This is a genomic window from Dactylosporangium sp. NPDC005572, assembly GCF_040605515.1.
Classification (GTDB): domain Bacteria; phylum Actinomycetota; class Actinomycetes; order Mycobacteriales; family Micromonosporaceae; genus Dactylosporangium.
The window spans coordinates 1-25,734 of the sequence record NZ_JBEXCY010000123.1 but is presented as its reverse complement, the minus strand read 5'-3'; the positions used below and the strand labels follow the sequence as shown (position 1 = coordinate 25,734).

The 25,734-nt window shown below is 73.2% G+C and carries 22 protein-coding genes; 17 read left to right on the top strand and 5 right to left on the bottom strand.

The genetic code is table 11. From position 1 onward, the window contains the following. From ABZS66_RS39985 to ABZS66_RS39950, 8 genes are all read left to right on the top strand, one after another. The gene (locus tag ABZS66_RS39985; RefSeq protein ID WP_354767192.1) at positions 1-849 is read left to right on the top strand and encodes an ABC transporter permease subunit; all 849 of its coding nucleotides are present in this window, start codon (positions 1-3) and stop codon (positions 847-849) included. After that, the gene (locus tag ABZS66_RS39980; RefSeq protein WP_354767190.1) at positions 846-1,907 is read left to right on the top strand and encodes an ABC transporter ATP-binding protein; all 1,062 of its coding nucleotides are present in this window, start codon (positions 846-848) and stop codon (positions 1,905-1,907) included. Before ABZS66_RS39985 ends, ABZS66_RS39980 begins: the two co-directional genes overlap by 4 nt. A gap of 28 nt (positions 1,908-1,935) precedes the next feature. Then, a complete protein-coding gene (locus tag ABZS66_RS39975) occupies positions 1,936-2,937 on the top strand; it encodes a hypothetical protein (RefSeq protein WP_354767188.1) in 1,002 nt (333 codons plus the stop codon). Positions 2,938-3,000: 63 nt separating this feature from the next. Beyond that, positions 3,001-4,449 (top strand): aldehyde dehydrogenase family protein, encoded by a 1,449-nt coding sequence (locus ABZS66_RS39970; protein WP_354767186.1) that lies wholly within the window; start codon positions 3,001-3,003, stop codon positions 4,447-4,449. 135 nt (positions 4,450-4,584) lie between these two features. Then, positions 4,585-5,826: an aminotransferase class V-fold PLP-dependent enzyme gene (locus ABZS66_RS39965; protein ID WP_354767184.1), complete on the top strand. Its 1,242-nt coding sequence runs from the start codon at positions 4,585-4,587 to the stop codon at positions 5,824-5,826. After that, positions 5,823-6,938, top strand: coding sequence for an FAD-dependent oxidoreductase (locus ABZS66_RS39960; protein WP_354767182.1), 1,116 nt, complete (start codon positions 5,823-5,825; stop codon positions 6,936-6,938). Before ABZS66_RS39965 ends, ABZS66_RS39960 begins: the two co-directional genes overlap by 4 nt. A 34-nt stretch (positions 6,939-6,972) precedes the next feature. Further along, positions 6,973-8,889: a primary-amine oxidase gene (locus tag ABZS66_RS39955; protein ID WP_354767180.1), complete on the top strand. Its 1,917-nt coding sequence runs from the start codon at positions 6,973-6,975 to the stop codon at positions 8,887-8,889. 48 nt (positions 8,890-8,937) lie between these two features. Then, complete coding sequence (locus ABZS66_RS39950) at positions 8,938-9,948, top strand: hypothetical protein (protein ID WP_354767178.1); 1,011 nt, start codon at positions 8,938-8,940, stop codon at positions 9,946-9,948. A 22-nt stretch (positions 9,949-9,970) separates the two neighbouring features. On the opposite strand, the gene ABZS66_RS39945 is transcribed toward ABZS66_RS39950, so the two are convergent. Genes ABZS66_RS39945 through ABZS66_RS39935 form a run of 3 tightly spaced genes read right to left on the bottom strand, consistent with a single transcriptional unit; the run spans position 9,971 to position 11,731 of the window. Then, positions 9,971-10,600: a cysteine hydrolase gene (locus ABZS66_RS39945; protein WP_354767176.1), complete on the bottom strand. Its 630-nt coding sequence runs from the start codon at positions 10,598-10,600 to the stop codon at positions 9,971-9,973. Beyond that, complete coding sequence (locus ABZS66_RS39940; RefSeq protein ID WP_354767174.1) at positions 10,597-10,953, bottom strand: cupin domain-containing protein; 357 nt, start codon at positions 10,951-10,953, stop codon at positions 10,597-10,599. The genes ABZS66_RS39945 and ABZS66_RS39940 overlap by 4 nt, the downstream gene beginning before the upstream one ends. Before the next feature lie 52 nt (positions 10,954-11,005). Continuing rightward, positions 11,006-11,731, bottom strand: a complete 726-nt coding sequence (locus ABZS66_RS39935; RefSeq protein WP_354767172.1) for a GntR family transcriptional regulator — start codon at positions 11,729-11,731, stop codon at positions 11,006-11,008. A 220-nt stretch (positions 11,732-11,951) separates the two neighbouring features. Between ABZS66_RS39935 and ABZS66_RS39930 the strand changes: the two genes are divergently transcribed. The 9 genes from ABZS66_RS39930 to ABZS66_RS39890 all read left to right on the top strand — a co-directional run bounded on the left by ABZS66_RS39930 (position 11,952) and on the right by ABZS66_RS39890 (position 23,768). Beyond that, on the top strand, positions 11,952-12,896 hold the full coding sequence (locus ABZS66_RS39930; protein ID WP_354767170.1) for a PDR/VanB family oxidoreductase: 945 nt from the start codon (positions 11,952-11,954) through the stop codon (positions 12,894-12,896). A 28-nt stretch (positions 12,897-12,924) separates the two neighbouring features. Continuing rightward, complete coding sequence (locus ABZS66_RS39925; protein WP_354767168.1) at positions 12,925-14,253, top strand: Rieske 2Fe-2S domain-containing protein; 1,329 nt, start codon at positions 12,925-12,927, stop codon at positions 14,251-14,253. After that, a complete protein-coding gene (locus ABZS66_RS39920) occupies positions 14,246-15,772 on the top strand; it encodes a glutamine synthetase family protein (RefSeq protein ID WP_354767166.1) in 1,527 nt (508 codons plus the stop codon). Before ABZS66_RS39925 ends, ABZS66_RS39920 begins: the two co-directional genes overlap by 8 nt. 22 nt (positions 15,773-15,794) lie before the next feature. Next, positions 15,795-16,121 carry a hypothetical protein gene (locus ABZS66_RS39915; protein ID WP_354767164.1) on the top strand — a complete coding sequence of 109 codons (327 nt, stop codon included), beginning with the start codon at positions 15,795-15,797 and terminating at the stop codon, positions 16,119-16,121. Beyond that, a complete protein-coding gene (locus ABZS66_RS39910) occupies positions 16,118-18,373 on the top strand; it encodes a N,N-dimethylformamidase beta subunit family domain-containing protein (protein ID WP_354767162.1) in 2,256 nt (751 codons plus the stop codon). Before ABZS66_RS39915 ends, ABZS66_RS39910 begins: the two co-directional genes overlap by 4 nt. Before the next feature lie 130 nt (positions 18,374-18,503). After that, positions 18,504-19,577, top strand: a complete 1,074-nt coding sequence (locus tag ABZS66_RS39905) for an extracellular solute-binding protein (protein WP_354767160.1) — start codon at positions 18,504-18,506, stop codon at positions 19,575-19,577. Between the two features lie 80 nt (positions 19,578-19,657). Then, the gene (locus ABZS66_RS39900; protein ID WP_354767158.1) at positions 19,658-21,226 is read left to right on the top strand and encodes an amidohydrolase; all 1,569 of its coding nucleotides are present in this window, start codon (positions 19,658-19,660) and stop codon (positions 21,224-21,226) included. After that, entirely contained in the window at positions 21,223-22,749 is a 1,527-nt protein-coding gene (locus ABZS66_RS39895) for a GMC family oxidoreductase N-terminal domain-containing protein (protein ID WP_354767156.1), read from the top strand. Before ABZS66_RS39900 ends, ABZS66_RS39895 begins: the two co-directional genes overlap by 4 nt. Beyond that, positions 22,749-23,768, top strand: a complete 1,020-nt coding sequence (locus ABZS66_RS39890) for a hypothetical protein (RefSeq protein WP_354767154.1) — start codon at positions 22,749-22,751, stop codon at positions 23,766-23,768. Before ABZS66_RS39895 ends, ABZS66_RS39890 begins: the two co-directional genes overlap by 1 nt. Positions 23,769-23,823: 55 nt before the next feature. On the opposite strand, the gene ABZS66_RS39885 is transcribed toward ABZS66_RS39890, so the two are convergent. Together ABZS66_RS39885 and ABZS66_RS39880 are read right to left on the bottom strand one after the other, a co-directional pair. Continuing rightward, positions 23,824-25,011 carry a hypothetical protein gene (locus ABZS66_RS39885; protein ID WP_354767152.1) on the bottom strand — a complete coding sequence of 396 codons (1,188 nt, stop codon included), beginning with the start codon at positions 25,009-25,011 and terminating at the stop codon, positions 23,824-23,826. Beyond that, complete coding sequence (locus ABZS66_RS39880) at positions 25,004-25,537, bottom strand: SigE family RNA polymerase sigma factor (RefSeq protein WP_354767204.1); 534 nt, start codon at positions 25,535-25,537, stop codon at positions 25,004-25,006. The genes ABZS66_RS39885 and ABZS66_RS39880 overlap by 8 nt, the downstream gene beginning before the upstream one ends. Positions 25,538-25,734: the final 197 nt, after the last annotated feature.

Below are 25,734 nucleotides of genomic sequence, written 5' to 3'. Positions count from 1 at the left end.
ATGGCCGACACCCCGCTGCGCCGCGGCATCGGCTGGTACCGCGGCCCCGTCCTGGTCGTCGCCCTGCTGACCAGCCTGCTGTTCTACCTGCCGTTCCTGGTCGTCGTGGCCACCAGCTGGACCGGGACGTCGTTCATCATCTTCCCGCCGCAGGACTTCTCGCTGGAGTGGTACTCCACCGTGCTCGGCGACGTCGAATGGACCGACGCGTTCCGGGTGTCGCTGTGGGTGTCCGCGGCCGGCACCGTCGTCGCCGTGGTGCTCGGCACCCTCGGCGCGCTCGCGCTGGCCCGGCTGCGCTCCCGGGCGGCCCGCCGGTGGGTCCGCACGCTGTTCATCGTGCCGATGGCCGTGCCGCCCGTCGCCTACGCCGTCGGCCTCTACTCGGTCAACCTCCGCTTCGCCGCCCTGCAGGAGAACCTCACACTGCTGATCCTGGGCGAGGCGCTGCTCGCCATGCCGTACGTCTTCGTGATGGTCTCGACCGGTCTCGGCCAGGCCGACCCCGCGCTCCGCCCGGCGGCCAGCACACTGGGCGCCGCCTGGCCGCTGATCGTCTGGCGGATCGACCTGCCCATGATCGCGGGGCACATGGTCGCCGGCGCGATCTTCGCCTTCGCCGTGATCTTCGACGAGGTGGTCCTGTCGGTCTTCCTCGCCCCGATCGGCGTCAAGACGCTTCCGCTGCAGATGCTCGACGCCTCGCAGGAAGCCCTCTCGCCCGAGCTGACGGCAGCATCGACCCTCGTGTCGATGCTGGCGGTGCTCATGCTCGGGGCCTTCAGCCTGATCTCCAACCGCCGGGCCGCCCGGGCCCGGCGCCTCGCGCGAAAGGCCGCGACCGCATGACCATCGCCTTGTCCATCCAGGACGTCCACGTCACCCTCGGCCACAACGAGGTCCTCAAGGGGGTCAGCCTCGACGCGGTGCCCGGCGAGTTCGTGACGCTGCTCGGCGCCAGCGGCAGCGGCAAGACGACGCTGCTCAACGTCATCGCCGGGCTGCAGCGCGTCGGCCGCGGGCACGTGCTCTTCGACGGGGCGAACGTCGAACGCCGGCCACCGCGCAAGCGCAAGGTCGGCGTCGTCTTCCAGTCCTACGCGCTGTTCCCGCGCATGAGCGTGGGGGAGAACGTCGCGTTCCCGCTGCGCGCGGCCCGCCGCCCGGGCGCGGAGCGACGCCGCATCGCGCAGGAGATGCTGGAGCTGGTCGACCTCGCGGGCATGGCCGGGCGCACCCCGGACTCGCTCTCCGGCGGCCAGCGCCAGCGGGTCGCCCTGGCCCGCGCGCTCGCCTCCGACCCGGGCATCCTGCTGCTCGACGAGCCGATGGCGGCCCTCGACAAGCAACTGCGCGAGCGGATGCAGGTCGAGATCAAGCGGATCCAGCAGCAGGTCGGCATCACCACCGTCGCGGTCACCCACGACCAGGCCGAGGCGATGACGATGTCGGACCGCGTCGCGATCATGCAGCACGGCCGCCTGATCCAGGTCGACTCCCCGGAGAACCTGTACCGCCGGCCGGTGAACGAGTACGTCGCGAGCTTCCTCGGCGAGGCCAACCTCTTCCCCGCCGACCACCGCGGGCCGCTCCCGGCCGGCGCGGGCGGGCCGGCCAGCGGCACCGCGGTCATCCGCCCCGAGGACCTGGTCATCCTCGACGCCGCGCACCCCGCCGACCGCTGGAGCATCCGCGGCGTGGTCCGGCTGCTCAGCTTCCAGGGCAGCCGGTTCCGGCTCGAGCTGGCCACCCCCGAGGGCCAGGTCGTGGTCTGCTCGCTGCCGCCGCACGCCGAGGTCGGCGCCCTGGTGCCCGGCAGCGAGGCGACGCTGGGCTGCGCGGCGCCGCACCGCGTCCACGTCATCCGGGCGAGCGACGCCGAGCCGCTGCTCGGCGTGGCGGCCTGATGGCCACGGTGGCGCCCGGGCGGCGGCGATGATCGAGACCGTCCTCGGCCCGGTCGAGGCGGCCGGGCTGGGCCGCGTCAACATGCACCAGCACCTGCTCAGCGACGCCGGCGGCCTCGGCCGCGGCGGCCTGGAGCCGGCACCCGCCGACGAGCGCGTGACGACCGCCAACCTCGGCTTCCTGCGCTGGAACGCCCTGGCCCTGGCCGACAACCTGCGCCTCGACGATCCGCGGCTCGCCGCCGCCGAGCTGCGGCGCGCCGCCGGCGGCGTCGACCTGGTCGTCGAGGACACCAGCGTCGGCCTGGGCCCCGACCATCCGGCCCTGCCGGCGATCTCCGCGGCCGCGGGCGTGCACGTCGCCGCGGCGTACGGCCTGTACGTGACCCCGACCCTGCCCGGATGGGCGCGGGACCTCGACGAGGACGGCCTGTACGACCACCTCCTCGGTGCGCTGACGGACCGGATCCCCGGTACCGGCTACCGGGCCGCCCTGCTCGGGATCATGGGCACCACGGGCGAGGTCCCGGCCGTCGAGCGGGCCCGGCTGCGGGCGGCGGCGGCCGCGGCGGCCCGGGCCGGCGCCGGCGTCAGCGTCCGGCTCGACGGCGAGGCGCGGGCCGGGGTGGAGGTGGTGGCCGAGATGGTCGCCGCCGGGCTGCCGGCCGACCGGATCCTGTTCACCAACGCCGACGAGTACCTCGACGCCGCCTACTGGCACGACCTGATCGACGCCGGGGCCACCCTCGAGATGTGCTTCGGCACCGAGCTGCAGCACGTCGGGCGGATGCGCAACCCCTCCGACGGGCAGCGGCTGGACTTCTTCGAGGCGTTCCTCGCCGCGCGGCCCGACGGCCGCTGGGTGCTCGGCGGCTCGGTCTGGATGAAGGCCCAGCTGCGCCACTACGGCGGCGAGGGCTACGACCACCTCACCACCCGGGTCCTGCCGGAGCTGCTGCGCCGCGGCGTCGACCCGGACCGGCTGGAGGCCATGCTGACCACCGAGCCGCTGCGCCTGCTGGACCGATGAATCCGCTGTACCCGTGAATCGGCCGTACCTGTGAATCCGCCGTACCTGTCAAGGAGCACTGCAATGCGTGCCGAACTGCCCGTCCTGCCCACCGCCCAGGCCCTCTTCGTCGACGGCGCCTGGCGGTCCGGCGACGACCTGTTCGAGGTCGTCGACCCCGCCACCGAGGAGGTGCTCACCCGGGCGGTCCAGGCCACCCCGGCCGACGTCGACGCGGCCGTCGCAGCGGCCCGGCGGAGCCTGGACGAGCGGCGCTGGACCGGCCTGCCGCCGCTGGAGCGGACCCGGATCCTGAGCCGGATCGCCGACCTGATCGAGGCGGAGCTGGAGGACCTGGCGATCCTGGAGACGCGCGACAACGGCAAGCCGATCGAGCGCTCCCGCGCCGACGTGGCCACCGCCGCGCGCACCTTCCGGCACTTCGCCGGCGCCCCGAGCCGGCTGCTGGGCACCACCGTCCCGATCGACTCCGGCGCGCACCACGTCTACACCGTCCTGGAGCCGGTGGGCGTGGCCGCGCTCATCCTGCCGTGGAACTTCCCCATCATGACCGGCGCCTTCAAGATCGCTCCGGCGCTGGCGGCCGGCTGCTCGGTGGTCGTCAAGCCCGCCGAGCAGACGCCGCTGACGATGCTGCGCCTGGCCGAGCTGGTCGCCGCGGCCGGCGTCCCGGACGGCGTGTTCAACGTCCTGACCGGCGACGGCCGGGTCGGCGCCGCCCTGGTCGAGCACCCGGGCGTCGACAAGGTGTCCTTCACCGGCAGCACCGCGGTCGGCCGGCTGGTCGGCGCGTCGGCCGCGCAGCGGTTCGCGCGGGTCACCCTCGAACTGGGGGGCAAGAGCGCCAACATCGTCTTCGCCGACGCCGACCTGGACGCGGCCGTCACGACCGCGCTGCGGGCCTCGTTCGGCCACTCGGGGCAGATGTGTACCGCCGGCAGCCGCCTGCTGGTCCAGCGCTCCGTCCTCGGCGAGTTCGCGCAGCGCTTCGCGCGGGCGGCCGCGCAGGTGCGGGTCGGCGACGGGCTGGCCGGGGGCGTCTCGGTCGGGCCGCTGGTCTCGGCCGAGCAGCGCGCTCAGGTCCTCGGCTACATCGAGCAGGGGCGCGCCGAGGGCGCGGAGGTGATCCTCGGCGGCGGGGCGCCGGACGGCCCCGGCTTCTACGTGGAGCCCACCGTGTTCGCCGGCGTCACCAACGACATGGTCATCGCCCGGGAGGAGATCTTCGGCCCCGTCGTCGGCGTCATCGCCTTCGAGGACGAGGACGACGCGGTGCGCATCGCCAACGACTCGGCGTACGGGCTGGCGGCCGGGGTCTGGACCACCGACCTGGGCCGGGCGCACCGGGTCGCGGCCCGGCTCGCGGTCGGGACCGTGTGGGTCAACACCTACAACGTGTTCGACCCGGCGCTGTCCTTCGGCGGGCGCGGTGCGTCGGGACTCGGCCGCGACCTCGGCGACGACGCCCTGCACGGCTATCTGGAGCCGAAGGCCGTCGTCGTCAGTCTCTGAAGTTTGGGATCCACTGTGATGAAGATGGTATCCACGGACTGGTGCCGGTCATAGATCAGACGTATAGTGGATCCAGATCGAGTAAGTTTGGATCCACACTTATGGGCAGGGGAGCAGTCGACGGTGGAGCTCTCGGTGAACGCTGACCCCGCGGGCGTCGGCCAGCTCGGCGACCGGGCCGGGACCGTGGACGTCGCGCGGGAGCGGGCCCAGACGGTCGGCGTGCGCAGCGCCCATCACCTCAACGCCGCCGGCGCCGCGCTGCCCCCGGTCGCCGTGGTCGACGAGGTCGTCGCCCACCTCCGGCGCGAGGAGCACGAGGGCGGCTACGAGGCCGCCGCCGCGGTCGCCGGGCGCATCGAGGAGCTCTACGCCGCCGCCGCGCGCGTCGTGTGCGCCGCGCCCGAGGAGATCGCCCTGGCCGACAGCGCGACCACCGGGCTGCGCGTCATCGTCGACGCGCTGCGCCTGAACGGGTCGAGCCGGCTGCTCGTCAGCCGCTCGACGTACGTCAGCCACGCCCTGCACCTGCTCAGCCTCGCCGCCGACACCGGCGCCGAGCTGGTCGTCATACCCAGCGGTGCCGATGGCGCGGTCGACCTCGAGCGCCTGGAGCGGCTGCTGACCGGCGGACCGCGCGACGTCGTCTGCGTCGCCCACGTGCCCACCTCGTCGGGGCTGGTCGAGCCGGTCCGCGAGATCGGCGCCCTCACCCGCCGCTCCGGCGCGGCCTACCTGCTCGACGCGACCCAGTCCGTCGGGCAGCTGCGGGTCGACGTCGGCGAGATCGGCTGTGACGCGCTGGTGACGACGGGACGCAAGTTCCTGCGGGCGCCCCGCGGCACCGGCTTCGCCTACGTCCGCGGCGCCTTCCTGGAGCGGCTCGTGCCCGTCGCGCCCGACGTGCGCGGCGCCGTGTGGACCGGCGCCCGCGAGTGGAGCCTGTCACCGACGGCCCGCCGGCTGGAGACGTGGGAGTCCTCGGTGGCCGGCCGCCTCGGCCTGCGCACGGCCCTGCACCAGCTGCTCGAGCGCGGCATCGACGTCACCGGGGCCTACCTGGCCTCGACCGCGAACGTCCTGCGCCAGGGCCTGGCCGCGATCGGCGGGGTGACCGTGCGGGACCCCGCCTCCAGCGCCTCGGGCATCGTCACGTTCACCGTCGACGGGCTCGAGGCAGAGGCCGTCAGCCGGCGGCTCGCCAAGCGCGACGTCCGTACCGTGTCGGTCCCGGCCAGCCACGGCCAGTGGGACCTCGGCTGGCGCGGCGTGCCCTCCGTCGTGCGGGCCTCGGTGCACGTCTACAACGACGACAGCGACGTCGCCGCGTTGCTGGACGCCGTCGCCGAGATCGCCCGCGGCGCGGTGCAGCGATGAGCCGACCGGCCGCCGAGGCCGACGTCCTCGTCGTCGGGCTCGGCATCCACGGCTCGGCGGCGGCCTACGAGATCGCCCGGCGCGGGTCCGGCGTCGTCGGGATCGACCAGTTCGCCGAGGACCACCACCGCGGCTCGTCGCATGGCCGCACCCGGATGATCCGGCGGGCCTACCCGAACCCGGCGTGGAATGACCTCGTCGACCGCGCGTTCGCCGGCTGGGAGCGCTGGGAGCGGGACAGCGGGGTGACCCTGATCCACCGCACCGGCGGCCTCTACGCCCACCGCGGCGCCGCACGGCTGCAGGGGCCCGGGTGCGAGCTCGTCGAGGACCGCGAGCGGCTGCGGGAGCTCATGCCCTCCTTCGCCGTGCCGGACGGGTACCGTGCCGTGTTCGACCCGTCCGCCGGCGTCGTGGAGGCCGGGTCGGCCCTGGCGGTGGCGCGGGCCGGCGCCCGCGCGGCCGGCGCCGAGCTGGCCTTCGGGGAGCGGATACTGGACTGGGAGGCCACTGCCGGCGGCTGCCTCGTCGAGACCTCGGCGCGCCGGATCCGCGCCCGTTCGCTGGTGCTGGCCACCGGAGCCTGGGTCGGCCGGGCCGTCCCCCGCCTGGCCGGGCTGTTCGAGGTCTGGCGGATCGTGACGGTCACGGTGCGCCCCGGCCAGGCGGCCGCCCGGCCGCCCGGGCTCGGCGCCTTCTCCGTCGAGCGGGCGGAGGGCCTCGTCTTCGGGATCCCCGACGCCGCCGGCAACGGCTTCAAGGCCGGCATCGACGCCGGCGAGGTCTGGGACCCCGAGCGGCCGCCGGCGCCGCCCGCCCCGGCCGAGATCGCCGAGCTGTGCCGGCTCATGGCGGACTACGTCCCGGGTGCCGGGACCGACCCGCGGCACGACGTGGTCGAGGCCGCCTCCTGCCTGTACACGATGACCGCGGACCGGCGCTTCGTGCTCGGCCGGCTGCCGTGGGCGCCGCAGGTAATCGTCGCCGCCGCCTGCTCGGGGCACGGCTTCAAGTTCGGCCCGGCGATCGGCGCCGCCGTCGCCGACCTGTGCGGCGGTGACGACCGCCGCGACCTGGACTTCGTCGGCGTCGACCGCCGGTTCGACGCGTGACGGCGCCCCGCACACCGCACCGAGGAGAGTTCCCATGACAACCACAGCGCACTGGACCGCCCCGCTCACCGAGCCCGAGATCGCGGAGGTGGTCGCCCTGGTCCGCGCCGACTCCCGGATCGGTGCCCGGCCGCGCTTCTGGGGGATCGCGGTCGAGGAGGACCGGGCCCGCACGCTCGCGCCGGGTCAGGGCCGGCCGGTCCGCCTCGTGGTGATGAACCCCGACGCCCACGCCGCCTGGGAGGTCGGCGCCTGGGCGCCGGGCACCGACCGGCCGGCGTCGATCGAATCGTGGACCCCCGTCGACCCCCGTCGCCCCGGCGTCTCCAGCGAGGAGGCGCGGATGGTCGCCCAGGCGTGCCGGGACGACCCCGCGTTCCGGGCGGCGCTCGCCGAGCGCGGCATCACCGACGCCTCGCTGGTCTGGGTCGACCCCGAGTCGATCACCGGCTTCGAGCCCGCCGACCTCGACGGCCGCCGGCTGTCCTGGGGCACCGTCTGGCATCGGGAGAGCGCGGACGACAACGGCTACGCCCGCCCGGTGGCCGGGCTGGTCCCGATCGTCGACCTGGAGACCCTCCAGGTGCTGCGGATCGAGGACCACGGCGTCATCCCGGTGGCCAAGGAGGCGGGCAACTACCGCTCCGGCAGCTGGGGGCCGGACCGTTACGTCGCGCCGCTGGAGATCGTGCAGCCCGAGGGGCCGGGTTTCACCATCGACGGCCACCTCGTCACCTGGCAGAACTGGTCGTTCCGGGTCGGCTTCACCCACCGCGAGGGCCTGGTCCTGCACGACGTCGTCTACCACGACGGCGACGAGCCGCGGCCGGTCCTGCGCCGCGCCGCGGTCAACGAGATGTACGTCCCCTACCTGGACAGCGACCCGACGGCGTACCGCAAGAACTTCTTCGACTGGGGCGAGTACGGCGCCGGCCCGCTCACCGCCTCGCTGGAGCTGGGCTGCGACTGCCTCGGCGAGATCCGGTACTTCGACGCCGCCGTGGTCAACGGCCACGGCGAGCCGCGCACCATCGGCAACGCGATCTGCCTGCACGAAGAGGACTTCTCCGTGCTGTGGAAGCACGTCAACACCCGCACCGGCGAGGCCGACGTGCGCCGCAGCCGCCGTCTGGTGATCTCCAGCTTCGCCACCGTCGCCAACTACGACTACGGCTTCTACTGGTCCTTCTACCAGGACGGCATGATCGACCTGGAGATCAAGCTGACCGGCATCCTGTCAGTCTCCGGTATCGCCGACGGGCAGGAGCCGCGCTTCGGCCGGATGGTCGCCCCCAACGTGCAGGCCCCCAACCATCAGCACTACTTCGGCCTGCGGCTCGACATGGGCGTCGACGGCCCGGTCAACCGGCTCTACGAGATCCACGCCGAGGTCGAGGAGGACGAGGAGCTCAACCCCTACGGCAACGCCTGCCGGATGGTGCGCACCGCCATCACCGCCGAGTCCTGGGCGGCCCGGTCCACCGACCCGGCGCGGGCGGTGCACTGGCTGGTCGAGAGCGACGCCCGGACCAACCGCTTCGGCGACCGTACCGGCTACCGGCTCACCCTGCCGAACACCGCCCGACTGCTCGTGCGGCCCGGCAGCATCGCCGCGCGGAAGGCGCCGTTCGTGTCCCGGCAGCTGTGGGCCACGCCGTACGACCCGGCCGAGCGGTTCATCGCCGGGGAGTACCCCAACCAGGCGCCGCTGGGCGAGGACGGCGTCACCGCCTGGCAGCGGGCCGACCGCTCGCTCGACGGGGCCGAGCTCGTGCTGTGGCCGGTCGTCGGCGTGCACCACGACCCCCGCCCCGAGGAGTGGCCGATCATGTCGGTGCACCGGATCGGCATGCGGCTGGAGCCGGACGGCTTCTTCGACCGCAACCCCTCGCTGGACCTGCCGGCACCGCGCGGCCACGCCGCCGGTCACGGCGACGCCTGCTGCCACTAGACCGCGCGGTAGTTCCCGCTGCTGGTAGAACCCCCAGGAGGAGCACGCATGGATCAGGTGTGGTCGGTCACCGGTCCGCTCGGTCCCGAGGACTTCGGGCTGACCCTCACCCACGAGCACGTCTTCATCAACATGACCCCCACCGAGCCGCGTGACGGCTACATGACGGTGTGGGACGAGCGCGAGCGCGACATCCGGCGCTTCGCCGAGCGCGGCGGGAAGACGCTGTGGGACGTCACCAACGGAGAGCTCAGCGACTACGCGGCGCCCGTCTACTACGACCGGGACCCGGCGCACCAGGTGCAGAACCCGCGCACCGGCTCGCGCTCGGTCGCCAACGTCCTGGCCACCAAGGCGATGGCCGAGCTGACCGGCGTCAACGTCGTGCTGGGCACGGGGCACTACTTCGAGGCGTACTTCAACCAGGGCTGGTGGGAGCGCAACAGCACCAACCAGATCGCCGACTACCTCATCGCGGACCTGGTCGATGAGATCCCCGGCACGGGCGTGCGGGCCGGCTTCCTCGGCGAGATCGCCTCGGACAAGCCGAAGATCACCGCCAACGAGGAGCGCTCGTTCCGGGCGACCGGCCGGGCGGCGGCGGAGACCGGGGTGCTGGTGAGCACCCACGCGCCCACGTTCCCCACCGGCGAGGCGCAGATCGACATCCTCACCGCGGAGGGCGTCGACCCGGAGCGGATCGTGATCGGGCACGCGGACACGGTCAAGCACGTGCAGTACTCGGTCGACCTGCTCAACCGCGGGGTCTACGTGCAGTACGACTGCATGATGGCCTGCAAGGTGGGCGGCACGCTGGTCGTCCCGGAGCTGCGGCGGCGGGTCGAGTACCTGAAGTACCTCGTCGACCGCGGCTTCGCCGGGAAGATCCTGCTCGCACAGGACGTCAGCCAGCGCTCGCACCAGGCCGAGCTCGGCGGGCCGGGGATGTGCTTCCTGTTCGAGGAGTTCGCCGAGCACGCGGTCGCGGCCGGCATCGAGCCGGAGGTACTGGCGATGATGACCACGGAGAATCCCCGCCGGGCCATGTTCGGCCGGTGAGCCGGCGGCTCAGCCGGTTGGTTCAGCCGGCTGCGGGCTTGCCCGCGGCGAGCCAGGCGAAGACCTGGTCGCTGGTGACCAGGGCGTCGCGCTGCAGGTACTCGACGGCCCGCAGCGCGGCGTCGTGGGCCTCGCGCGAGGAGCCGCCGACACAGTCGGTCAGCACCCGGACGCGGTAGTCGTGCTGGTGGGCGTCGACGGCCGTGTAGTGGACGCAGACGTCGGTCAGCCCGCCGATGAGCAGGACCGTCCCGGCCTTGTACGCCTTGAGCACGATCTCCAGCTCGGTGCCGAAGAACGCCGAGTAGCGCCGCTTGCGGATGAGGAACTCCTCCGGGCGCGGCCGCACCCACGGCGCCAGCTCGGTCTCGGGCCAGCCCTCCACGCAGTGCGGCCCCTCGGCACCGTCGAGCTCGCGGCCGATGTCGACCAGGCCCGGCTTGTGGACCTCCTGGATGAACACGACGGGCACGCCGTGCTCGCGGCAGGCGTCGATGAGCCGCTCGACCCGGTCCGCGCGCTCCCGGCGGCCGCCCATCTGGGCGATCTCGGAGCGCGACTCCTCGTCGGGCACCGGGCCGCCCTGGATGTCGATCACGATGAGCACGGCGTTGCCCACGACGGCGGGCGGTGCGAGGCGCGGCGGCGTCATGACTTGAAGACCACGTAGACCTTGCGCAGCGTCTCGTGGATCGTCCACGTGCCGCACCAGCCGATCGGGAAGTACGCCGTGGTGCCCGCGGTCACCTCCGCGGGCTCCTCGCCGTCGCGCTGGACGGTCATCCGCCCAGTGACCACGTGGATGATCTCGCCGCGGGTGAGGAACTCCCACCGTGACGTGCCCGGCTCGCTCTCCCACACGCCGGAGATGACGGTGCGCGCCTCGTTGGTGAAGTCGACCCGGCTGCGCACCAGGATCTCGCCGCTCAGGGGCTGTGCGCTCGGCGGTGCGAGGGGCTTCTCCTCGAGTCCGGTGACCTTGGTGGGGACGTTCGTGACCGTCATGGATACCGAGACTATCGTGCTGGATGCGAAGCTGTCTAGATTGTATCCAAAGCTATCCGCGGAAGACGGTCGACGAGCGCAGCTCGTACCACCGGGCCAGCTGCTCGCCGGCCTTGATGACGTGCTGGCGCATCTCCTCGGCGGCTCGCTCGGCGTCGCCGTCGGCGAGCGCCTGCAGGATCCGCTCGTGCTCGCGGAAGTTCTCGTCGCGATGGCGGCTGTCGCTGACGACCAGCTGCGCCGACACGTTGCGGGGGAAGGTCTCGTTGATGTCGTTGATCGCCTTGGCCAGCCGCGCGTTGCCGGCGATGCTCGCGATCAGCGTGTGGAAGAGGTCGTTGTTGCGGCGGTGGTCGGGCTCGTCGGGCGCGGCGCCGTTGCTGCGGGCCGACGAGTAGTCGTACATCTCCTGGTTCGCCGCGCGCAGCCGCTCGACCTCGTCGCGGGTGATGCGCCGCACCGCGCGGGCGGCGGCCAGGGCCTCGAGCTCCGCCCGGACCTCGTACGCCTCGCGGACGTCCCACGGCGCCGGCACGCTGACCACGGCACCCCGGTTGGGCAGCACCTCGATCAGGCCGCTGGTCTGCAGCTGGCGGAGCGCCTCGCGCACCGGCGTCCGGGAGACGCCGAAGTCGTTGGCCAGCTCCGCCTGGCGCAGCTGAGCTCCGATGGGGATCTCGCCGGTCATGATGCGGTTGCGAATCCGCTCGGCGAGATCGTCGACGAGGGCCGCGCCCGTCTTGCGCGCCGCCGCCAACGCTTCGGACTCGGCTGTCAAGCGGCCACTCTCCTCGTGTCGATCATGCGGGTCGGGTGGTGCCGCGGCTGATCGAGTGCGTCGGGAGTGTCACCTGCACCCGGAGCGCTGAACACGCCCGCGTAGATACACAAGCGTATCAGAACCCAGAATCATGGACCCACTTCGGGCGAGCATGGGTGTGTTTGCTTCCCTTACGGATACGAAGTTGCTAAGATTGGATACAACCGAGAGGAGGACCGTGGCCGCGCAACTGCCTTTCGTCGTCCGGGCGCTCCGGCTGGAGGCCGATGACGTCATGTCGGTCGAGCTGGCCCCCGAGGACGGCCGCGCGGTCCCGGCGTGGACCCCCGGGGCCCACGTCGACCTGGTGGTCGGCGACGGCACGACCCGGCAGTACTCGCTGTGCGGCGACCCCGGTGCGACGGTCCTGCGGATCGCGGTCCTGCGCGAGCAGGCCGGGCGCGGCGGCTCGGCGTGGGTCCACGACCGGCTGCGCCCGGGCGACCGGGTCCGGCTCGGCGGCCCGCGCAACCACTTCGCGCTCGAACCGGCGCCGGAGTACCTCTTCGTCGCCGGCGGCATCGGCATCACCCCGCTGCTGCCGATGCTGGCCCAGGCGCGGGCCCGTGGCGTCGCCTGGCGGCTGCACTACTTCGGCCGGGCGCGGCAGCGCATGGCCTTCCTCGGCGAGCTCGCGCCGTACGGCGGCCGGGTTCGCGTCCACCCGTCGCCCGAGGGGTCCGCGCCGCCGCTCGACGGCCTCGTCGACGGGCTGCCGCCCGGCGGGCTCGTCTACGCCTGCGGCCCGCAGCGGCTGCTGGACGGGCTCCGGGCGGCGATGGCGGCGGCCGGCCGCGAGGACCGGCTGCGCACCGAGCACTTCGCCGCCCCGGCCGGCGCGGACCAGGGCGAGCGGGGCGCGTTCACCGTCCGGCTCGAGCGCAGCGGCATCGAGGTACGGGTCCCGGCCGGCCGCTCCGCGCTGGACGTCCTCACGGAGGCCGGCGCCGAGATCCTCAGCGACTGCCACGAGGGCATCTGCGGCAGCTGCGAGACGCGCGTGCTCTCCGGCGCCGTCGACCATCGCGACCACGTCCTCACGCCCCAGGAGCGGGCGGCCGGCGACTGCATGATGCCGTGCGTCTCCCGCGCCGCCGGCGATCGGCTGGTCCTGGACCTGTGACACCTCATTCACCACCGCGGAGGTACTAGTGCTGCGACAAGCCGACAACGACAAGCTCACGCAGACCGGGCCCGGCACCCCGCTCGGGGGCCTGATGCGCGCCTACTGGCAGCCGGCCGCGCTGGTCTCGGAGATGCCGGCCGATCGCCCGGTCAAGGCGATCCGGCTGTTCGGCGAGGAACTGGTGCTCTTCGCGCGCGCCGGCGGATGGGGCCTGATCAGCCGCTTCTGCGCCCACCGGGGCGTCGACCTCTCCTACGGCCGGCTGGAGGACGGCGGGCTGCGCTGCCTGTACCACGGCTGGCTCTACAACGCCGACGGGCGCTGCGTCGAGCAGCCCGCCGAGCCGCCGCACAGCCAGTTCCTGGACAAGATCCGGCTCGCCAACTACCCGTGCGTGGAGCGCAACGGCATCATCTTCACCTACATGGGTGCGGGCGAGCCGCCGCCGTTCCCGGCGTACGACTGCTTCACCGCGCCGGAGGAGTACACCTTCGCCTTCAAGGGGCTGTGGGAGTGCAACTGGCTGCAGGGCCTGGAGGGCGGCATCGACCCGAGCCACGTCTCCTTCCTGCACCGCTTCGTCGGCGAGGACCCGCGCGAGGTCTACGGCCAGCAGTTCAGCGAGGAGGTGGCGGGGACCGGCACGAAGCTGTCGAAGCTCGTCGGCGACCACTACCGCCCCGACATCGAGGTGGAGAGCGCCGAGCACGGGCTGCGCGTGTTCGCGGTCCGCCGGCTCACCGAGGACGTCAGGCACGTGCGGGTGACCAACCTGCTGTTCCCCAACGCCTTCGTGGTGCCGTTCGGCAACAGCAAGGTCTTCACCCAGTGGCACGTCCCGATCGACGACGAGCACCACTACTGGTACATGATCTTCTACGACTTCGCCGAGAAGACCGACAAGGAGACGCTGCTGCGCCAGCGGCTCGAGGGCGTCTCGCTGCCCGACTACCGGCCGCTGCGCAACCGCGGCAACAACTGGGGCTTCGACCCGGCCGAGCAGCGCGATCTCACGTACACCGGCATGGGACTGGACATCAACGTCCACGACCAGTGGGCGGTGGAGAGCATGGGCCGCATCCAGGACCGCACCATGGAGCGGCTCGGCACCTCCGACCGCGCCGTGACCGCCAACCGCCGCCTGCTCCTGCGCGCGATCGACGCGTTCCAGGCCGGCGGCACGCTGCCCGCGCACCCGCTCGACGAGGTGGAGGCGGCCCGGTTCGTGGGTCCCCGGGCGGTCGACCTGGTCTCGCCCAGCGAGGGGTGGCAGGAGCGCTGGCTGGAGCACGAGGCGGAGCGCCGCCGCACCTCGCCGTGGTACCGGCCGCAGCCGGAGGTGGCCGATGCGTAACGTCGACGAGCGCAACGTCGCCGAGGGCGGCGGCGGGGCGAGCGCCCGCCCGATGCTGGCCGCGGACCGCGGGGGCTTCATCGACCGGCACAACCTGTGGACCGAGGCGCAGTACGCCGCCGCGGCGCAGATGCGACGGGTGATCGACGAGCTGGGCATCGAGATGGTCCGCTTCGGCTTCGCCGACCAGCACGGGATCGTCCGCGGCAAGACCGTCACCCGCGCCGCGCTCGCCGCGGCCATGCGGTCGGGCATCACCGCGCCGAGCTCGCTGCTGCTCAAGGACACCTCGGGCCGGTCGGTCTACCCGGTGTTCGCCGCCGACACGGGGGTCGGCGTGGCCGGGTTCGCCGGGGCCGGCGACATCGTGCTCGTCCCGGACCCGTCCTCCTTCCGGGTCGTACCGTGGGCGAGCCGCACCGGCTGGGTGCTGTGCGACGTGCGGTTCCCGGACGGCGCGGCGGTGCCCTTCTGCACGCGGAGCCTGCTGCGCGGCCAGCTCGGCGCCCTCGCCGAGCGCGGGTACCGGATGACCGTCGGCGCGGAGCTGGAGTTCCACGTCTTCCGCGCCCTCGACGAGGGGTTCGCCCCGGCCCGGGTCGGCCGGCCCGGCGCCCCGGGCACCGCGGCCGCCGCCGGGCCGACCACGGCGGGCTCCCAGCTGCTGCACGAGGAGACGCTCGACGGCCTCGACGAGCTGGTGCAGGCGATCTACACCGGGCTGACCTCGCTCGACCTGCCGCTGCGCTCGATCGAGCTGGAGTTCGGGCCGAGCCAGCTCGAGCTCACGATGGAGGCGGCCGACGCGGCGACGACGGCGGACGCGGTGGTGGTGTGCCGCACCGCCGTCCGGCAGATCGCCCGCCGCCACGGCTTTCACGCCACCTTCATGTCCCGGCCCCAGGGCGCCGAGACCGCGTCCACCGGCTGGCACCTGCACCAGTCGCTCACCAACCTGCACACCGGCCGCGCGGCCTTCGTGCCCGACGCCGGGGACACCGAGCCGCTCTCGGTCACCGGCCGCTCCTACCTGGAGGGGATCCTGCGCCACGCCGCCGCCGCGGCGGCCTTCACGACGCCGACCGTGAACGGCTACAAGCGCTACCAGCCGTACTCGCTCGCCCCGGACCGCATCGCCTGGGGCGTGGACAACAAGGGCGCCATGGTGCGCGCCGTCGGTGGCCCCGGCGACCCCGCCACCCGGCTGGAAAACCGTTCCGGCGAGCCCGCCGCCAACCCCTACCTGTACATTGCCGCCCAGGTGGTCAGCGGCCTGGACGGCATCGCCCGCCGCATGGAGCTGCGCCCGCCCACGACCAGCCCGTACGACGAGTCGGCGCCCCGGCTGCCCCGCTCGCTCGGGGAGGCGGTCGCGGCGCTGGAGGCCGACGAGGTCTTCCGCGGGGCCCTCGGTGACGTCGTCGTCGCCTGGTACGCCCATGTGAAGCGGACCGAGTTCGAGCGCTACCTGCTGCACGTCTCGGACTGGGAGCAGCGGGAGTACTTCGGCATGTTCTGACCCACCGACGCGGAGGAGAACGATGGCCCTGTCGCCGCAGGACGCATGGATCCTGGACAACCGGCTCAAGCGGCTGGTGACAGCGGAACTGGTGGCGGAGGCGGCGCGCCCGTCCGGCCCCTGCTCGCGGGACCTGGTCGAGGTCATGGACTTCGTGCGCCGCAACCCCGACCCGGACAAGCCGCGCTACCTCATCGTCAGCACGCCGGAGGGGTTCGCGGTCGGCGTGCGGGCGCCGGTGCGCGGCGCGGCCCCGCGGCTGCGCGACGAGCGGCGGCACGCCACCCGCGACGACGCGGAGCACGCCGTCCTGCTCCACCGGCTGCGCGACTACGGCGTGAGCTGGTGAGCGCGCTACCCGCGGTGCGCGGGGTGATGGGCTACACCGACCGCGTCTCGTACCGCCCCGGCGACACGGTGCGCCTGGCGGTCAGCACCACCGCCGCCGGGTGGCGCGCCGAGCTGGTCCGCCTGCGGGCGCTGGCGATCCCGTCGGCCGGCGTCGAGCGGCGCCAGGAGCGGGTCGGCGGCGTCGCGGCGATCACCGGCGACGGGATCGACCAGCGGACCGTCACCGGCTCCTACGTGCGGGTCGACGACCTGCCCGGGGCCGGGGCGGCGGGGCTCGTGGTGGCGCTCGCGGCGATGCCCACCCGGCCCGGGGCCGACGCCCAGGAACTGCTCGCCCACGGCCGCCCGGAGGAGGGCTCGGGCTGGGCGGTCGGGCTCGACGCCGGGGGCCGGTTCACGCTGCGCGTGGCCACCGCCGCCGGCCCGGCCGAGGTGGTCGGCCCCGTGCCGCAGGCCGGCTGCTGGTACGAGGTGACCGCGGTGATCGGCGGTGCGGCCGGGGGCGAGCTGGCGCTGACCGTCGCGCCGGCCGGCACGTTCGAGGCCAATCACGTGGTACGCCGGCCGGAGCCCCCCGCAACGTCGCGGGCGGCCCTGCCGGGCGCGCCGGTCCCAGGGTCGGGGCCGCTCCACTGGGCCTGCGCCGGGACCGACCCGCGGGGCGCGCCGGTTCGCCCGTACGACGGCCGGATCGAGAGCCCGGTCGCGGTCGCCGACGCCACGGCCGCCGGATCGCGGGACGAACTGGCCCGGCACCCGGCGCTGCTGGCCCATTGGGACCTGGCGGCGGCGATCGGCGAAACCGGGATCGCCCGCACCGCCCTCGTGGGCGACGCCGGCCCGCGAGGGCTGCACGGCACCGCCGTGAACCACCCGCAGCGCGCCGTGCGCTCCTCGGGCTGGACCGGGGACGTCGCCGACTTCCGCTTCTCGCCCCGGCAGTACGCCGCGGTGCACTTCCACCGCGACGACATGACCGACTGCGGCTGGCGGTTCCAGGGTGCGGTGCCGCTCCCCGCGGACCTGCGCAGCGGCGTCTACGCCCTGGAGCTGACCGACAGCGACGGCGCCCACGACACCGTCCCGGTCCTCGTCGCGCCGCCCGAGGGCACGGCGACCGCGCCGCTGCTGCTCGTCCTGCCCACCAACAGCTACCTCGCCTACGGCAACGACCACGTCGGCGTGGACAGCCCGCGGACGCAGATCTGGAGCCAGATGGTGCCGACGCTGGACGACTTCGAGCGGTTCCGCGACGCGCGTCGAGAGCTGGGGTACTCGCTCTACGAGACGCACGCGGACGGCTCGGGCGTGTGCTACTCCAGCTGGCGCCGGCCGCTGCTGACCATGCGCGAGCGCGTCTACGACCACAACGCGCCGGTGTGGCAGTTCACCGGCGACATGCAGCTCGTCGACTGGCTCGACCGGACCGGCCGGGACGTCGACGTCGTCACCGACCACGACCTGCACGCCGAGGGCGCGGGCCTGCTGGCGCGGTACCGCACCGTGCTGACCGGGACCCACCCGGAGTACCCCAGCCTGGAGATCCTGGACGCCTACGAGCGGTACGTGGCGGCCGGCGGCCGGCTGGTCTACACCGGCGGCAACGGCATGTACTGGGTCACCGCCTACGACCCCACCGACGACCAGGTGATCGAGATCCGCCGCTGGGGCGGGACGCAGGCGTGGTCGGCCGAGCCGGGGGAGTACCACCTCGGCTTCACCGGCCGCCAGGGCGGGATCTGGCGGTTCACCGGCCGCGCGCCGCAGAAGACCTTCGGGGTCGGGTTCGTGGCCGCCGGCAACCCGGGCTCGTCCGCCGGCTACCGGCGGGTGAGCACGGACCCCTCGGTCGCCTGGGTGTTCGCGGGCATCACCGGGGAGCACTTCGGCGCATACGGCGTCGCGGGCGGTGCGGCCGGGCTGGAGATCGACTCCGCCGCCCCGCTGCTCGGCACGTCGCCGGACGCCGTGGTGCTGGCCACCTCGGTCGGGCACGGCGACGACATGCTCGAGGCGCGGGAGAACTTCAACATGACGAGCCGGGTGCTCGGCGGGGCCCGCAACCCCAGGGTCCACGCCGACCTCCTGCTCGTGCCCCGCGAAGGCGGGGGAGCGGTCTTCTCGACCGGGTCGATCGCGTTCGCCGGCGCCCTCTACGACCTCGGTGGCCGGACCGAGGTGTCGCGGCTGCTCGGCAACGTTCTGGACCGCTTCGTCGCGGGCCTGCCGGTGCTGGACACAACCGTGTAACGAGACCGAGACGCGATTGTGTGGATGCATATCTTGAAATCAGGATCCAATCTCCGATTGAATGTATCCACACGGAGGCGACATCGGCTCGGTTGCCGAACGAGGCACACGACACCACGTGGAGGAAGTCTTGCGTGTACTCCTGAGAATCCGCCCGGCGCTCATCGCCGGGGTGGCACTGGCACTCGCCGTGAGCGGATGTTCGTCCTCGGACTCCGCAGACTCGGCCGGCTCCGGCGAGTCCCCGGGCGGCCTGAGCGGAAAGATCGTCTGGGCCGACTTCGGCGGCCCCACCAACAAGGCGCGCTACGCCGCCTACTTCGACGACTTCACCAAGCAGACCGGCGTCAAGGTCGTCTCCGAGGTGGAGAGCGACGCCGTCGCCAACACGATGCTCACCGGCGGCAAGGGCGCCTACGACGCGATCCACGTCGGGCTCGACACCGTCTACCAGCACAAGGCCAACATCGCCCCGCTCGATCCCGGCGTGGGGCGCGACACCAACCTGCCGGCCAACATCCGCGACTACGCGTTCGGCACCTTCTACGTCGGGCACGTCCAGGCGTACCTGACCGCCACCTTCCCCGGCGGCGGTCCGCAGACCTGGGCCGACTTCTTCGACGTCAAGAAGTTCCCGGGCAAGCGCGGCTGGATGGGCAGCCCGGGCAGCTACGACAGCGCCTGCGAGATGGCCGAGCTGGCCTCCGGCGTCGCGCCGGACAAGCTGTACCCGCTCGACTTCGACCTGTGCACCAAGAAGCTCAACGAGCTGCGGCCGAACATGGTCTTCTACACCTCCTACCCACAGATCCAGCAGCTGCTGACCTCCAAGACCGCGGCCGTCGTGGCGGGCCCGTCCGGCCAGGCGTTCGCGCTGAAGAACCAGGGACTGGACGTCACCATCTCCTGGAACCAGGCGATCGTCGCGCCGAACGTGATGACCATCCCGGCCACCGCGCCCGACATGAAGAACATCCAGGCGCTGGCCAACGTGTTCAACGAGCCGAAGCGGCAGGCCCAGTTCGCCAAGGCGACCGGCTACGGCCCCGGTAACCCCGAGGCGTTCACCTTCATGGACGACGCGACGAAGGCGAACATCGTCAACTCCCCGGCCCACACCCAGATCGTCTTCCAGGACTCCGAGACCCGCTCCAAGCAGGGCGACGACCTGCTGGCCTGGTACACCAAGTGGCTCGCGGGCTGATCTCCAGCGGGTCCCCGGCTCTGGGCGGGGACCCGGAACCGGGGACCCCACCGGTACTCGTGCTCGGCCGGATCCACACGATGGCTCCGGCCCGGCCGCCCGCCGAGGCCATGCTCGTCGCCGGGGGCCGCATCGCCGGCGTCGGGGGTGCGGCCGAGCTGCGCGCGGCCGCGCCCCCGGGCACCGTGGAGGTCGCGGCGCACGGCGTCGTCGTGCCGGGGTTCCTCGACTCCCACCTGCACACGCTGACCGTCGGGGTCGAGCGGCGGCGGCTGGTCATCTCCGAGGCGGCGTCGATCACCGAGGTCTGCACGCGCATCGGTGCCTGGCTGGCCGAGCACCAGGGACTCGACTGGGTCGTCGTCGGCGCCCACTTCCACGCCGAGGACCTGGCCGAGGGCCGGCTGCCCGATCGGTACGACCTCGACCGGGTCACCGGCGACACCGCCGTCGTCCTCGACCGCCGCACCCACGACGCGATCGCCAACTCCGCGGCGCTGCGCCGCTGCGGCATCGACGCCGGCACCCCGGACCCCGCCGGCGGCCACCTCGAGCGCGACGCGCGCGGCGAGCCGACCGGCGTGCTCATCGAGCGCCCGGCGGCCGACCTCGTGATGGCCCACGTCCCGAAGCTGGGGCACCGGGAGCTGCGGGCGGCCCTGGCCGAGGCGCAGCCCTACCTGCACAGCCTCGGCATCACCAGCGCCAGCGAGCCGGGCCTGGTCGAGGAGGAGCTGCGGGTGTACCGCGAGGCCGCCGCCGAGGGCACGCTGACCCTGCGCACGATGGGCATGCCCCTGGCCCGGCCGGGAGTGCCACCGGCGGAGCTGCTCGCCGAGCCGGGCGGCGACCACTGGTTCAAGACCGGCCCACTGAAGATCTACCTCGACGGCGCCGGCGGCTTCGGCACGGCGCTCATCTCCCGGCCGTGGCCGGGCCGGGGCGACTATCACGGCAACCTCACCTGCCCCGCCGACGTCTTCGCCGAACTCGTCACGTACTGCGCGGAGCAGGGGCACTCCGTCGCGGTACACGCGGTCGGCGACGCGGCCGTCACCCTCGCCCTGGACCACTTCGAGCGGGCCGACGCGCGCCGGCCGATCGCGCCCCTGCGGTTCTCCGTCATGCACTCGTACCTGTGGCCGTCTCCGGCCGACATGGCGCGGGCGGCCCGCCTGGGCGTCGTGCTGTCGAGCCAGCCGGCGATGCAGTGGCGCGTCGGCGCCGGCATCGCCGACCAGTTCGGCGACGACCTCCCGCTCGCGCCGCTGCGCGACTGGCTCGACGCGGGGGTGACCGTCGCGGGCGGCTCCGACGGGCCCGACTTCCCGATGGCGCCGCTGTTCGGCATGTGGCAGGCGCGCAGCCGCCGGGTCCGCGGGCGCGGCGGGCCCATCGGGCCCGAGCAGGCCGTCACCGCCGAGGAGGCGCTCGCGATGTACACCACGTCGGCGGCGCACTACTGCTTCGCGGAGCATGAGCGCGGCCGGCTCGCCCCCGGCTACCTCGCCGACTGGGTCGAGTTGGAGATCGACCCGGTCACCGCGACCCTGGAGGAGCTGGAGGAGGCCGCGTCCCGGCCGGTGCTGCGCACAGTCGTCGGCGGCGCGGTCGTTCACGGCCCCGAGCTTGAGGAGGAACCAGCGTGACTGAACACCTGCCGGCGGAGGTCGACACCGTCGTCGTCGGCGGCGGTACGAGCGGCAACGTCATCGCGGCCCGGCTCGCCCTGGCCGGGGTGGACACGCTCGTGCTGGAGGCCGGGCCGGACTTCGGCCCCTTCGGCTCCGCCGCCTGGCCGCCGGACATCCTCGACGCGACCCGGCTCGGCCACTCCAACGACTGGGGCTACGACTCCGGCGACACCCTGCCGACGCGGGTCGCCTTCGAGCGCGCCCGCGCCATCGGCGGCTGCTCCGACTTCAACGGCACCACGCAGACCTGGGGCCACCGCCGCGACTACGACGACTGGGCCGCCGCCGGCAACCCGGGATGGAGCGCCGACGAGCTGCGGCCGCTCTTCGCCGAGGGCACCCGGATGATGCGGGTCAAGCGGTACCGCGCCGAGGAGCTGACGCCGTGGCAGCGGGCGTGGTACGACGGCGGGACGGCCATCGGCCTGCCGCAGCTGGAGACGCTGAACGACCTGGACCAGACCATCGGGTTCGCGCCCGAGGACAACAACATCGTCGACGGCATCCGGTGGAACACCGCCTTCGCCTACCTCGACCCGGTGCGGCACCTGGCCAACCTGCGGATCGCCGGCGAGGCGCACGTCGAGCGGGTCCTCGTCAGCGACGGCCGGGCCACCGGCGTCACCGTGCTGTGGCGCGGGGAGCGGCACGTGGTCCGCGCCGGACGCGTCGTCGTCTGCGGCGGCGCCTACAACTCGCCGCAGGTCCTGCAGCGCTCCGGCATCGGCGAGGCGCGGATGCTCAAGGAACTGGCCATCGACGTCGTCGCGGACCTGCCGGGCGTCGGGGAGAACCTCCACGACCAGCCGTTCCTGCTGTTGAGCTGGGCCGGCTCGGAGAGGATGAGTGCGGCGATGGAACGGCTGCGCGGCGGCGGCTGGGCCCCCGACGAGCAGGCGATGGCCAAGGCCGCCTCCAGCTTCGACCCCGACGCCTTCGACATGCACTTCCTGCCCTACAGCCCCACGCACCGCGGCGCGGAGAAGCGGTGGAGCTGCGGCGTCGGCGCGCTCCTGCCGCGCTCCCGCGGGCACGTGCGCATCCGCTCCGTCGACCCCGAGGCCAAGCCGCTCATCGACCACCGCTTCCTGAGCGACCCCGAGGGCCACGACGCCCAGGTCCTGGCGGAGGGCGCCGAGCAGCTGCGGGCCATCGCCGCGGCGCCCGGCATGCGCGAGCTGGTCGGGCGGGAGCTGCGTCCGGGCCCGGAGATCGGCGACCGCGCCGCCCTCGTGCAGCACGTCCGGGCCAACCCCGACAACTACTGGCATCCGGTCGGCACCTGCCGGATGGGCCCGGCCTCCGACGCCACCGCGGTCGTCGGCCACGACGGCCAGGTCCACGGCGTCGCGGGCTGCTACGTCGCCGACTGCTCGATCATGCCCACGATCCCGCGGGCGACCACCGCGATGCCCGCCGTCATGATCGGCGAGCGGATCGCGCGATTCCTGCTCGCCCCCGCGGGCGGGGGCGCCTGATGCCGATCCACACCGTGCTGGGCCCCATCCCCGCCGACGAGCTCGGCCCGACCTCGATGCACGAGCATCTCCTCAGCGACCTGCGGATCTGGGCCAAGCCGTCGGCCGAGGAGCCGCCGCCAGGAGTGGCGATCGGCCCCGAGCTGATGGGCTACCTGCGGTGGAACGCGCTGTCGATGCCCGAGAACCTCGTCCTGCACGACCCGGACGTCGCCGTCGCCGAGCTCGCGGCGGCCAGAGCGGACGGCGCCGGCGCCGTCGTCGAGCTCACGCTCCCCGGCATGGGGCGCCGCCTCGAGGACCTGCCGGACATCGCGCGGCGCAGCGGCGTCCACGTCTGCGTGGGCGGCGGCTGGTACGTCGAGCCGACCATGCCCGAGCAGATCCGCCGCGCCGGCGTCGACGAACTGGCGGCGGGCATGGTCGAGGAGCTCACCAACGGCATCGCCGGCACCGGCATCAGGCCGGCGCTGCTGGGGGAGATCGGGACCAGCCACCCGGTCACCGATGCCGAATGGCGGGTGCTGCGGGCCGCCGCCCGCGCCGGCGCACAGACCGGGGCCGCGGTGTACGTCCATCTGTCGTTCCGCGGCCGCGGTGGACTCGACATCCTCGACGCGCTCATCGCCGAGGGGATGCCGCCCGACCGGGTCATCCTCGGCCACCTCGACGAGCACTTCGACCCCGACTACCACGCCGAGATCGCCAGGCGCGGCGCCGTCCTGGGGTACGACACCTTCGGCTCGGACTTCTACTACGGCGACCCGGCCCTGCGGAACCCCACCGACGCGGAGCGCCTGGAAATGGTCGCCTGGCTCATCGAGCGGGGCTTCGCCGACCAACTCGTGATCGGCGCCGACGTGTGGACCCAGGCCAACCTCCGGCACAACGGCGGCAACGGCTACCAGCACCTGTTCCGCCGCATCATGCCGAGCATCGCCCGCCTCACCGGGGGCGATGCCGACCTCGTCGAGCAGATCACCGTGCGCAACCCCCGCCGCCTGCTGAACCGCCCGTGACCGGACCGATCCACGGACATCGGGGTGGCTCGGACCTGAGCCACCCCGATGTCGCTCAGCGCTGGTCGAAGTTGGCCTCGTTGTCGGACGGCTTGGCGTCGGACACCGGGTCGCGTTGCTTGTCGAGGCGCACGACGACGGCCCGGGCCGAAACCTGGGTCAGCACCGCTCCGCGACTGGCCACGCCGAGCACCAGCGTCCTGGTCTCGCCGGCCCGCATCGGTCCGAGCACGCAGCTGAGGTTGGGCGGCGACGAGCCGGGGTTGGTGCTCGCCTCGATGCAGCTCGACCAGCCGTCGCCCTCGTGGCGCACGTTGTCGCCGAGCTCCAGTGACACGAAGACGTACTCCGCGTCGGCCGGTCCCGCGTTGCGGATCGTGACGGTGGTGGTGCCGTGGCGCGACCCGTCATCCGCCAGCGTGGCGTAGACGATGTCGGTGGCGGTGATCCGCAGGTCGGCCAGGGTCGACTTGGGCGGGAAGCTGGTCGGGCCGTCCGTCTGCTGGAACTTCGTGCCGGTCCATCCGTACGTCCGCCATTGCCGGACCACCGAGGCCGCCTGTTCGCCGGTCGGCTCCCGGTCGCCGACCTCGATCCGGACCGAGCCGTCCGGCTGCGCGTCGATGTCGAAGATCCAGCCGAGCGGCCGGCTCGTCAGCACCTGGCCCAGGATGACGATGTCGCCGGCGGTGTTCCGTTCGAAGACCGCGACCTGCGTCTGTACCACGGTGTTGTTGAACTTGCAGCCGATCATGGCCACGGCGTCTTCGGTACCGTCCCGGTCGACGTCCGCATAGTCGATGCGCTCCAGCCAGTTGCCCTCCTGCGCCGGCTTGGCGCCGGCGAGCTGACCTTCGCTGCGGCACGGCGCGTCGCCCCACCAGGGCGGCAGGGTGAGGCGGGCGGCGAGCAGGTCAGCGCGGGAGACGCCGCCGTCCGGCGCGGTGGCCGAGGCGGACTCCGACGGGGCGACGGACGGCGAGGGCGACTGAGACGAGCCGGGCGTCGGCTCGGTCGAGGTGCCCGGCTGGGGCGGTCCCGGTGTCCCGTTGAGCGCACCGTACCCGACCGCCGGGCCGACGATGAGCGCGAGAGCGACCGCCGCGCCGACCGTGACAGCGACCCTGCGCCGGCGGCGCACCGTGGTGCGTACGGCGTCCGGGCCGACCGGCGTGACGTTCGGCAGCAACTCGTTGCGGTACGCGGCGAACTGGGTGTCCAGGAAGGTGTCCTCGTTATCCACGGCCCTTCCCCTCCTTGCCTTCGGTCAGGTGAGCGGCCAGCGCCGTGCGACCACGGTGCAACCAGGACTTGATGGTTCCCTCCGCCACGCCCTCTTGGCGGGCGATCTCGGAGATGGGCAGGTCGGCGAGGTGGTGCAGGACCACCGCCCGGCGATGGTTGGCCGGCAGCAGCGCCAGCGCCGCCTCCAGGGCGACCCGATCGGGGCTGGGCCCGGGCACGTGCTCCTCACGCTGGCCGCGCAGGAAGCGTTCGGCGGTTCGTACCCGCCGCCACCGGCTGCTGGCGAGATTCCACGCGACCTTGCGGACCCAGGCGACCGGATCGTCGTACCTGACGATCCGCTGCCACCGGGAGAAGGCACGGCAGAAGGCCTCCTGCACCAGATCCTGGGCGTGCCCGAGGTCGCCGGTGTACGCGCACAGCTGCACGGTCATCGACCGGTAGTGCGCCTGGTAGAACTCGTCGAAGTCGATGTGCCCGGAGCCCGGCGGCGATGGCTCATCGAGCCGCGATGGCGTGGCCAATTGCACGATCCCTCCCCATGTCGATCCCGGTCACTGGCCGAGATGCGCCCGTAACACGTGCGGCTCGCGGGATCGGTTGCGCCGCAACCCGGCCCACCGGTCAGACGTGTTGCGGACAGTTACCCCTACCATTTGGAGGAACTCGATGAGAGCCGGATCGCGCCTGTGCCGACGGATAGCCGTGGTCGCTGCGACGG